The following is a 10,375-nucleotide window of genomic DNA, read 5'->3' as shown; positions in this document are numbered from 1 at the left end:
TTTTGTTGCAACATCGTATCCCATATCTTGTAATTGTTTAATAATATTTTCGGTTGTTATTTTCTGTTCTGGAGAACTATAAAATACAGCAGAGAGGTATTGTTCGCCTTTATCTGCTCCTTGCCCATCTTTTTGAGTAAAGTCGTGTATTTGAAAGAATAACTTTACAAGTTCGTCATATCTGGTTATTGAAGGGTCATATATAACTTCCACTGCTTCAAGGTGACCTGTTGTGCCGTCGCATACCTGTCTATATGTTGGATTTGGAGTGGTTCCGCCAGTATACCCAGATTTTGCTGAAATCACTCCAGAAGCTTTACTAAAATGGTATTCAACACCCCAAAAACAACCAGCAGCAAATATAGCTGTATCTGTTTTTTTATCAGCGATAAATTTTATTGATATTGAATTTACGCAATGTCTAATATTTTTTTTAGTAAATTGTTCGCCTTGAAAGATGTGTCCCAGGTGCCCTCCACAGTTTGCACATACAATCTCGGTTCTCTTGCCATCTTTGTCTGGCTGCCGTTTAACTGTGTTTGGGAGTTCATCGTCAAAAGCTGGCCATCCGCAACTGGCGTCAAACTTATCTTCTGAGCGGTATAACGGCGTTTTACAGTTGCGACATATAAACGTTCCTTTTTCAAAATGGTTCCAATATATGCCAGTAAAAGGTTTCTCTGTACCTTTATCTACTATTACTCGTTTTTCTTCTGGGGTTAAATCCTTATTCTCTATTTTTTCCATATTATCTATTTCCTGTTTTTTATAATTGCTGTTTTAAAGGTTGCTTTTTTCTTAACTATCTACTATGTTATAATTATACAATTAAATTTTAATCAAATACAATATTTTACCTCTTTTTTTTAAGAGGGTTGGGAGTTAAAAGATGAAATTTTTATTCAAACCGAAAAGTGTTGCAGTTATAGGTGCTTCTTATGATAAGAAAAAACTTGGATATCTTCTCCTTGAAAACATTGTTTCAGGCGGGTATTTAGGAAAAATATATCCTGTTAACCCTCGTGGAGGTGAATTATTAGGATTAAATGTATATACTGAAATTAGTTTAATTGACGGGGATGTGGATCTTGCAGTGTTTGCTATTCCTGCTAATTCTGTTTTTCAGGCAGTGAAAGAGTGTGTTAAGAAAAAAATTAAATATGGGGTAATAATTACTGCAGGTTTCGCAGATTTAGGTAGAGCAGAAGAAGAGAAAGAGATAGTAGATTATGCAAAGAAAAATGGAATGAGGATTTTGGGTCCTAATTCGATGGGATATTACTCTGCTGAAGGTTCTATTAATGCAACATTTGGGATGCCCAATGTTGCCCCGGGTGGAGTTGCAGTTATATCTCAAAGTGGCGGGTTGGGGGTTGCTCTTATTAGTAAACCAGAAATTAGATATTTAGGGCTTTCTGCTTTTTTTTCAATAGGGAATAAATCGGATATAGTGGATTCTGAACTTATTGAATACCTTGCAAAAGATAAAAGAACAAAAGTAATAATGATATATATGGAAGGGCTAAAAAAAGGGGAAAAGTTGATAAGGGCATTAAAAAGGGCTACTTCTGAAAAGCCGGTAATAATTATTAAATCGGGCACGTCTGTTAAAGGTGCAAAGGCTGCTTCTTCTCACACAGGGGCACTTGCCTGTGCAGATGATGTTTTTACTTCAGTTATGAACCAATGCAATGTTTTAAGAACAGATTCCTTAGCTGAAGCCATTGACTGGGCAGTGTTTTTTGTGAAAACACCTGTTCCTAAAGGGAAAAATGTTTTAGTTATTACTAATGGTGGTGGGATAGGGGTAATGGCAACAGATTCTCTCTCAAAGAAAAATATTTCTCTTTATGATGACGAAAAGAATTTAAGAAAAGTTTTTGTCCCTTTAATTTCTAAGTTTGGGTCATATAAGAATCCCATCGATTTAACATCTGACTATACTGCTGAAACATTTGATTCTACTATTAAAGCCGCTTTAGACCATAAAGATATTCATTCTGTTTTTATTATTCACTGCCAAGTACCTTTTTGCGATATTAATAAATTTACAAAAATTATTCACAACTGTTTTTTATATGCTAACCAGAAAGGAAAATCCCTTGTTTTATCTCTGTTTGGTGATGAAAGTATTGATAATTCTGCAAAGTACTTAAAAGAAAAAGATGTGCCTATATTTGAAGATTTTTTTAGAGGAGTATCTTGTCTTGACGCTTTCTTTAGGTATTATGAAACAAAAAAAGAAGAAGAAGTAGAAGAAAAAAGTTTTTTACCAAAGGAAGCAAAGAAGAACTTTAATTCTGTTATAAAAAAAGTGATTGATGAGAAGAGAAACTTTCTTCTTGCTGACGAGATTAGAGAGTTCTTAAAAACTCTTAAGATAGAAACTTCTGCAGGTGATATAGGATTAGATATAAATGAAGCTGTTATAATTGCAGAAAAAATAGGATATCCAGTGGCTATGAAGATAGTTTCGCCAGATGTTCTTCATAAAAGCGATGTAGGCGGAGTGGTTTTAAATGTTAAAAATAAGGATGAAGTTAAGAGAACATTTGAACTTATCAGAGCAAACTGTTATAAGTTTAATAAAGAAATACGTTTTCAAGGGATAGAAGTAAGTCGTATGCTTGAAGCTGGCACAGAAATTATTGTGGGGGCAAAAAGGGATACCTCTTTTGGTCCTGTGGTAATGTGTGGTTTAGGAGGTATTTATGTTGAAATTTTAGGAGATGTTACTTTTAGAGCGTTTCCTTTAAGTAGAAACGAAGTTAAAAGGATGTTAAAAGAATTAAAAACATATCCTATATTTGAAGGGGTTAGAGGTGAAAAACCTATAGATATAGAATCCATAATAGATACGATTTTAAAAATTGGAGAGGTTCTTATTTTATGCCCAGATGTATCAGATATTGAACTCAACCCTCTTTTTGTATATCCTGAAGGGATAAAAGCAGTTGATGCACGGGTTATGTTAAAAATGAATATTTTGAATAATTAGAGAAATATTGATAATCTTATTTTTACGGCTGTTAATCTGCCACTGTTTTTACCTTTAACAGTAAGATTGTTATACTGCTTTTGGTTGTTTGCAATGAGGTAATGAAAAAGATGCCTCAATAAACTCTTGCCTATATACTAAACCCATACAAATACTTGATTTTAAATGGTTAAACTTTTATAATTTAATTAGTGTGAATAAGTAACAATACTTGTAAAGGAGAAAGTTTGATAAATAAAAAATACTTAAAAAAATTAATAAAAAAGAGTTTGGAGGAGGATATTAATTCAGGAGATATAACTTCAACTGCTCTCTTTGCGTCAGATTTTAATGTTACTGCCCGTCTTATTGTAAAAGAAGATGCTATATTGTGTGGGCTTGATGTTTTTAAAGAGGTTTTTTTACAATTATCTGAAAATTGTATCTTTAATTTCTATTTTAAGGACGGAGATTTTCTTACAAACAATACAGTTGTAGGAACTCTTACCTGTCCAGTAAAAACAATGTTGGCTGGTGAAAGGACAGGCTTGAATTTTCTGCAACATTTGTCAGGGGTTGCAACATTAACTCATAAATTTGTTAAAACAGCAGGTAAACTTGATGTTTACGATACAAGGAAAACCTTACCTCTTTTAAGAGAGTTGGAAAAATATGCTGTTAGAATTGGTGGGGGTAAAAACCATAGGTTTGGGCTTTATGATATGGTGTTGATAAAAGATAATCATATATATGCTGCTATACAAAATGAAGGTTTTAGCAATAGAATTGAGGCGATATCAGAGGTTGTTTTAAAAGCAAAAACTAAGGTTAAAGATAAGTATTTGATTGAAGTTGAAGTGGAAAATTTTTGTGAAGCTAAAAACGCGTTTGAAGCAGGTGCTAATATTATTATGTTTGATAACTCAAAAGTTTCAGAATTAGAAAGTTTTGTTGAATTTCTCGGAGATAATAGAAGAAGAATTATAATAGAATGGTCAGGTAATGTAACACTTGAAACAATTGATGGATTGAAAAATCTTCCTATTGATAGGGTTTCAATAGGGGCTTTAACCCATTCTTCCAAAGCATGTGATTTTTCTTTAAAGTTGGAGGGATAATATGTATATTGATACCCATTGTCATCTGGATTTTCCTGATTTTAATGAAGATAGAGAAATTCTTTTGAAAAATAGCAAGAAAGATAACCTTTACTCAATAATCAATGTAGGCACTAACCTTAGTTCAAGTGTCTATTCTGTAGAACTTGCTTCAAGATATGATCTTGTTAAGGCAGTGGTAGGAGTTCATCCATCAGAGGCGCAAGATTTTGAGCCATCTATTATGAAAGGAATATGTGAGCTTGCAAAAAATAATAAGGTTGTTGGTATAGGGGAAACAGGTCTGGACTATTACCGAGGTAAAAATTCTGCTGAAAAACAGAAAGAACTTCTGCGTAGACATATTCAGCTTGCAGGTATGCTCAATTTACCTCTTGTTGTTCACCAGAGAGATAGCAGAGATGAACTAATAGATATCTTTGAAAAGGAACAATTACCTTCCAAAGTTGTGTTCCATTGTTTTGGAGGAGATAAAATAATGGCAGAATATTGTTCTAAAAAAGGTTTTTATGTTTCTTTTACGGGTATAATTACTTTTAGAAAGGCAGACGATATAAGAGAGGTATGTTTAGAATACCCCATAGAAAGAATAATGGCTGAAACAGATTCACCTTTCCTTTCGCCTGTACCTTATAGAGGAAAGAGGAACGACCCTTCAAAGGTTAGATATGTGGTTGAAAAAATTGCAGAGATAAAAGGGGGGAATTTAAAAAGTTTAAGAGAAATGATATTGGTTAATTCAAAAAAGTTTTTTAATATTGTGTAATTATAACGGAGGTACTATATGAAAGCTTTATTGTTGCTCGGTGGTTTAGGAACAAGAATGAGACCTTTTACGTTTGAAACTCCAAAATCTCTTTTGCCTGTATGTAATATACCTCTTGTGTGGTACCAGTTTGCATTACTTAAAAAATACGGGATAGACGAGGTTGTTCTTGGTGTTGGATATAAACACTTGGATTTTAAAAAGGTTTTGTCGTTAGGAAAAAAAATGGGGTTAAAGGTAACTTTGTCTGTTGAAAATAAAACATTGGGAACAGGTGGAGGGATTAGGAATTCGTATAAATATTTCTCTAAAAAAGATGAACCAATCCTTGTTTTTAATGGGGATATACTTGCAGACTTTAATCTTCAAAAGATTATGGATTTCCATAAAGATAAAAAAGCGTCTGTTACAATTGGGCTTATAAAAGTTTCTAACCCTGCTTCTTATGGGCTTGTAATAACAGGAGAAGATATGGGTGTGAAAAGATTTATAGAAAAACCTTCTCAGCAAGAAGTTATCTCAGATACTGTTAATGCAGGTGTTTATATCTTTAATTCACCAGATATTATAAAGGAAATACCAGAAAATACTGAGATTTCTGTTGAAAAAGAGGTCTTCCCTCTCTGGATAGAACAGGAGAAACCTTTGTTTGGTTATACGCATTATGGTTATTGGTTAGATATTGGAACTATAGAAAGTTATAGAAAAGCAAATTTTGATATGTTGACTGGCAAGTTTAATCCTGAATGTAAACTTTGTGTTAACGGGTCTTCACAGAAGAATGTTCTTATTGAAGGTAAACTTGCTGTTGGTAAAAATGTTTATATAGGAGAAGGAACTGTAATAAGAGGCAATGTTGTGGTTGGAGATGAATCTTTTGTAGGTCCAAACTGTGTTTTACAGGATACAATTATTCTGGACAGTTCTGCAATAAAAAATAATTCTAATATAATAAATTCTGTTGTCGGAAAAGAAGTATATATGGGCGAATATACAAGATTGGAAAACAGCGTGCTTGCTGATAAAAGTCTTATCCATTCATATACTCAGATGGGAACAGTAAAGTAAGTATAATGTTAAAGGTTTCAATAAAAACTTACGGATGTAAAGTCAACCAGTACGAAAGCCAGTTGTTGAGAGAGAATATTGAAAATTGTGGGTATTTGGTGTCTGACTTTAACAGTAGCAACATTGTCCTTATAAACAGTTGTTGTGTGACTGAAAAAGCAGAATCTGAGTTGCGAAAGTTTGTTCAAAAAAGTGTAAATAAAGGTAAAAAGATTTGGCTTACTGGTTGTGCTGTGAAAAAGAGTAACCAGTTTATCTCTATGTCTGGAGTTGAGGTTTTTGATGATAAGGAAACCCTTTTAAATAGTAAACTGGCAGGTTTGAATATAATTACAAAATTTCATAATCGTACAAGGGCTTTTGTTAAGATAGAAGACGGATGTGAAAACTTTTGTGCATATTGTATTGTTCCTTATGTTAGGGGACCTGTTAGGAGTAGAAAGGAAGAAGATATTTTGTGTGAGGTTAAACATCTTGTTGATAATGGTTATAAAGAGATAGTTTTGACAGGAGTTGACCTTGGTGCTTACGGCAGAGATACAGGGAAAGAGTTAATAGGGTTACTTGAATCTCTCTCTCGTATAGAAGGGTTGGAAAGAATTAGAATTAGTTCATTGGAAGTTGTCTATTTAAATGATAAGGTTATAGAATATCTTTCTACGAATAGGTTGGTATGTACTCATTTGCATATTCCTTTGCAGAGTGGTTCTGATAATATATTGGCTCTAATGAGGAGAAGGTATACTTTTTCGGATTATATTGAAAGAGTTGCTCTTGCAAGGAAGAAAATAGATGGTGTTACTTTTACAACAGATGCAATGGTGGGTTTTCCAGGAGAAACAGAAGATGATTTTATCTCTACCTGTGAAACTATTGAAAAAATAGGATTCCTAAAGGTTCATATATTTAGGTATTCCAAAAGAAGAGAGACCCTTGCATATAGATTGGAAAACCATATCTCTGAGTCGGTTAAAAGAGAGAGAGAAAAGGCATTGTGTGAATTGTCTGAAAAAATAAGTAACAGAACAAAGGAAAGGTTTATTGGTAGTTTTCTGGATGTTCTTGTTGAAAAGAAGAAGGGTGAGAATGTTTTTGGGTATTCTTCAAACTATATTCCTGTTTTTTTTAGTGAAAAGAGAATTGCTAATAATAGAGTGGTTACAGTTAAGGCAGAAAGACTTATTGATGGGAAACTGTTTTGTGTAAAGGTTTAATAAAAACATTTAACAGAATAGTTGCTCTGCAAAAAAGCAGCAGGGTAAAAGGAGGCGTTAAATGGCTATTATAAAGGCTATTGTTGGCGGTCTTCTTATTGTATCAGGTGCTCTTTTGACTTTTAGACTTAAATTGAACCATACTAAAGAAAGCGTATCTGATATACTGGCAATCTTAGGCATTATTCTTATGGTTGTTGGTGTTGTTCTGCTAATTTCGCCGTTGTTACAATAACAGGATAATGTGGGGCGGATGCCTTGCCTTTAAGGGTTTGCTGGTAGTTTTTGTGAAAGAAAGAAGAGAATCGGAGGAATAACAGAAAATAGGAGGGAAATTATGAAAGAAGGTCTGTTCACTTTTGTAATAACTTTTTTTTCAGGATGGGGTTGGCAATCTCTTGGAAAAGTGGCTAATCCTGCATCTGGAGAAATTGAACGTAATCTTGATTTGGCTAAACATACAATAGATATTTTGGAAATGCTAAGGGAAAAGACTGAAGGAAATATAACAGAAGAGGAAAAAACTTTTTTGAATGGAGTTATAGCAGAACTTCAAATCAATTATGTTGACGAAGTAAAAAAAGCAGATAAGAAGGATGATGTAAAAGATAATGAATCAAGTTCTAAAGAAGAGACTAAAGAATCTTAAAGATATACCGGGCGTATATCTTATGAAAGACCAGCAAGGTGAGATAATATATGTGGGTAAAGCGTCTTCTTTAAAGAGTAGAGTAAGTTCTTATTTTTACGGAAAGAAAGCAGACTCAAAAACTTTTATTCTTTCTTTAAATATAAAAGATTTTGAGGTTATACCGGTAGCCTCTGAAGCAGAAGCACTGATTCTTGAAAACCAACTTATAAAAAAGTATCAGCCGAAATATAATGTTGACCTTAAAGATGGCAAAAGTTACCCTCTCGTAAAACTTTCAGCAGGAGATTATCCTTCTATTTCAGTTGTTAGGGAGATAGAAAGAGATGATAAATCGGTATATTATGGTCCTTTTACTGATGCAAAACTCTTAAGAGAGATAGTTCGGTTTATAAGAATATATTATCCTATAAGAAATTGTAATAAAGATATAGAAAAATCTTCCTCAAAGGTTTGTACTCAATACCATATAAAAAAATGTTCTGGCCCTTGTGAGAGGAAAATATCAAAAGATGAGTATAGCTGGCTTATCTTAGGGATAAAAGCTTTCTTTGAAGGCGATTATAAGAATTTTGAGAACCTTTTAAAAAAATGGCTTGATGATGCGGTTGGTAGGCTCGATTTTGAAGAGGCAAACGAGATAAAAAAACGACTTTTTCTTCTTGATAGGATGAAAAGCAAGTTTCCTCTTAGAAGTGAAAAAGAACTTTTATCTTATGGAGAAACCAATGTTCTTGAAAAACTTACAAAGACTTTGAATTTAAAAAAAATTCCTTATATTATTGAAGGGTTTGATGTTTCAAATATAACAGGAACATTTGCAACTGCTGCAAAAGTAGTGTTTAAGGGAGGGTTTTCTGACAAGTCAGGGTATAGAAAATATAAGCTCTGTTTTAATAAAAATATTGACGATTATAGAATGATAGAAGAGGTTTTGGAACGAAGATTTTTGTCCGAAAAGGATATACAGGTACCAGATTTAATTTTAATAGATGGTGGCAAGGGTCATCTTAATGTAGCTACACAAGTTTTAAGAAAACTTAAATTAGAGATACCTATTATATCTTTGGCAGAAGAGAATGAAAATATATATACTCAATTAAATAAAGAACCAATAATATTACCTGACGATTCTCCTGAAAGGCACCTGTTAGAGCGAGTTAGAAATGAGGCACACAGGTTTGCTTTATCTTACCATAGAAGATTGAGGGTAAAGAATGTAAAAGTTTTTTTTCTTGACGATATTTCTGGTATAGGAGAAACCAGAAAGGAGAGAATCAAACAAGCCTTCCCTGATATAACTTCTCTGGTAAAGACTGATTTAGATAAACTTAAAGAGATTGGAATACCAAGTATTGCTGCTGAAGAAATTATTAGGAGAGCAAAGAAGTTTTGGGGATAAAATTACAAGAAAGGAAAAGATAAATGCCTAAATTTTTTGATGAAGCCCGTATATGGATAAAATCTGGTACTGGAGGCGACGGTTGTATTGCTTTTAGAAGAGAAAAAAATGTTCCTAAAGGTGGTCCCGCAGGTGGTGATGGAGGGAACGGGGGGAGTATTATATTTGTTGCTGATAAAAATGTGAGGACCCTTATAGATTTTCATTTTAGACAACATTATACAGCTGAAGATGGAAGGAATGGAAGTGGTTTTAACCGTGCTGGTAAAGATGGAGAAGACCTAAAAGTAAAGGTTCCGTGCGGTACTGTTGTCTCGGAGATTCTGGATACTGAGGAAAAGTTTTTGATAGATATACTTGAAGATAAAGAGGAGTTTGTTGTGGCTGAGGGTGGAAGAGGAGGGTTGGGGAATAGTCGTTTTAAATCCTCTATTAATCAGGCGCCACGTAAAGCTACAAAAGGGCAAGAAGGAGAAAGTAAATATTTAAAACTTGAATTAAAACTTATTGCAGAGGTTGGTATTATAGGGTACCCTAATAGTGGTAAATCTACCCTAATATCTAAAATAACAAAAGCAAAACCAAAGATAGCGTCTTACCCTTTTACTACTCTGGTGCCAAATCTTGGAGTTGTTGATATGGGGGATTCAAGAAGTTTTATTGTAGCTGATATTCCAGGATTGATTGAAGGTGCATCTTCAGGGAAAGGGTTAGGATATAAATTTCTTAAACATATAGAGAGAACAAAAATTCTTATTCATTTGGTAGATTTGTCTCTTCCTGACCCGATTTCTAATTATAATAACATAAGAGAAGAACTTGTAAGATATGGACAAGGTTTATCTGACCTTCCAGAGATTGTTGTGGGAAATAAGATTGATTTAGAAATCCCAAAAGATAGACTGGAAGCATTTAAAAGCAATTTTAATGAGTGTTACTTGATTTCTGCTATAACAGGAGAAGATATAAAAAATTTAATAGAAGCTGTATGGAGGAAAATAGATGAGTCTTGAAGTTGATATGCTTAAAGATAAAAGTTTGCAACTGGCTGAACAATGGGAAGTTTTGAAGAATAAGTTTAATATTCAAGGATGGAAGAATGAGTTTGTTATGCTTGATGAGGAGATGAAGAAAAAAGGGTTTTGGAATGTTAAAGAGGATAGAGATAAGATGGATAGGTG

General features: G+C 33.5%; 10 protein-coding genes. 9 read left to right on the top strand and 1 reads right to left on the bottom strand.

Going from position 1 to position 10,375, the window contains the following annotated elements:
- On the bottom strand, positions 1-747 hold a 747-nt coding region (locus tag M0P98_08215; GenBank protein MCK9266833.1), incomplete at its 3' end, for a bifunctional methionine sulfoxide reductase B/A protein.
- Positions 748-889: 142 nt separating this feature from the next.
- Between M0P98_08215 and M0P98_08210 the strand changes: the two genes are divergently transcribed.
- From M0P98_08210 to obgE, 9 genes are all read left to right on the top strand, one after another.
- The gene (locus M0P98_08210; protein MCK9266832.1) at positions 890-2,998 is read left to right on the top strand and encodes an acetate--CoA ligase family protein; all 2,109 of its coding nucleotides are present in this window, start codon (positions 890-892) and stop codon (positions 2,996-2,998) included.
- Positions 2,999-3,225: 227 nt separating this feature from the next.
- Positions 3,226-4,095, top strand: coding sequence for a carboxylating nicotinate-nucleotide diphosphorylase (nadC, locus tag M0P98_08205; GenBank protein MCK9266831.1), 870 nt, complete (start codon positions 3,226-3,228; stop codon positions 4,093-4,095).
- A gap of 1 nt (position 4,096) precedes the next feature.
- Positions 4,097-4,861, top strand: coding sequence for a TatD family hydrolase (locus M0P98_08200; GenBank protein MCK9266830.1), 765 nt, complete (start codon positions 4,097-4,099; stop codon positions 4,859-4,861).
- Between the two features lie 18 nt (positions 4,862-4,879).
- Entirely contained in the window at positions 4,880-5,929 is a 1,050-nt protein-coding gene (locus tag M0P98_08195) for an NDP-sugar synthase (GenBank protein MCK9266829.1), read from the top strand.
- 5 nt (positions 5,930-5,934) lie between these two features.
- Positions 5,935-7,143, top strand: a complete 1,209-nt coding sequence (locus tag M0P98_08190) for a MiaB/RimO family radical SAM methylthiotransferase (protein ID MCK9266828.1) — start codon at positions 5,935-5,937, stop codon at positions 7,141-7,143.
- A gap of 61 nt (positions 7,144-7,204) precedes the next feature.
- The gene (locus tag M0P98_08185; GenBank protein ID MCK9266827.1) at positions 7,205-7,378 is read left to right on the top strand and encodes a hypothetical protein; all 174 of its coding nucleotides are present in this window, start codon (positions 7,205-7,207) and stop codon (positions 7,376-7,378) included.
- A 102-nt stretch (positions 7,379-7,480) separates the two neighbouring features.
- Positions 7,481-7,792, top strand: a complete 312-nt coding sequence (locus tag M0P98_08180) for a DUF1844 domain-containing protein (protein ID MCK9266826.1) — start codon at positions 7,481-7,483, stop codon at positions 7,790-7,792.
- Complete coding sequence (locus M0P98_08175) at positions 7,755-9,194, top strand: excinuclease ABC subunit UvrC (GenBank protein MCK9266825.1); 1,440 nt, start codon at positions 7,755-7,757, stop codon at positions 9,192-9,194. Before M0P98_08180 ends, M0P98_08175 begins: the two co-directional genes overlap by 38 nt.
- Before the next feature lie 23 nt (positions 9,195-9,217).
- Positions 9,218-10,207, top strand: a complete 990-nt coding sequence (gene obgE / locus M0P98_08170) for a GTPase ObgE (protein MCK9266824.1) — start codon at positions 9,218-9,220, stop codon at positions 10,205-10,207.
- Positions 10,208-10,375: the final 168 nt, after the last annotated feature.

It is taken from the genome of bacterium (genome assembly GCA_023230585.1).
Taxonomy (GTDB): Bacteria; Ratteibacteria; UBA8468; order B48-G9; family JAFGKM01; genus JALNXB01.
Note: the sequence above shows the minus strand (reverse complement) of the source record. Positions and strands in the feature narration are given on the sequence as shown.